The sequence below is a fragment of the Vibrio sp. YT-19(2023) genome (assembly GCF_033337395.1).
Genome location: NZ_JAWOQN010000887.1, coordinates 1 through 569 on the forward strand (window position 1 = coordinate 1; position 569 = coordinate 569).

General features: G+C 48.3%; 1 protein-coding gene. It reads right to left on the reverse strand.

The genetic code is table 11. The features are described 5' to 3' along the window. Positions 1–66 precede the first annotated feature (66 nt). Positions 67–569: HPr family phosphocarrier protein (locus tag R7E78_RS29000; protein ID WP_318059001.1), on the reverse strand; the 503-nt coding region annotated here is incomplete at its 5' end.

Sequence of the window (569 nt, forward strand, 5' to 3'; positions counted from 1 at the left end):
CAAGCGCAGGGTTTAGCGTGATGGTCACAACTTTGTTTGTTTTTAATGCTGTCATTTGCGTGCCCCTTAACCTTCACCTAGGCCAGTAGCAATCGCGTTGCCAATAGATTCCAGTGCTTGAGCCGCGTCTGGGCCTTCAGCAGAGAACTGCAATTGGTGACCGTGTTTCACACCAAGGGCAATCACTTTCATCAGGCTTTTCGCATTTACTGCTTTACCATCACCATCTAGGTTTGCCACGCGAATGTTTGATTCGAATTTCTTCGCTTCTGCAACCAGCATCGCACCCGGGCGAGCGTGAAGGCCATGTGCGTTTTTGATCTTAAAGACTGCTACGTTGCCATCTTCGGCTGGCGCTGCCACTTCTTCGCCTTTGAATAGCGCAAGAATCTGTTCTGCAGAGGCATCTAACAGTTTATTGTGTTCGTTGTTGAAAACGATTTTAGACAAGTTGTTCAGAATTGATTGGTGAGCGTTGTTACAAGCCGCAAACGCAACCAAAGCACGCACTTTTTGGCCTTCGTATTCGCAATCGTTAGCCGTCGAGACAAAAGACACACCCGTGCGAG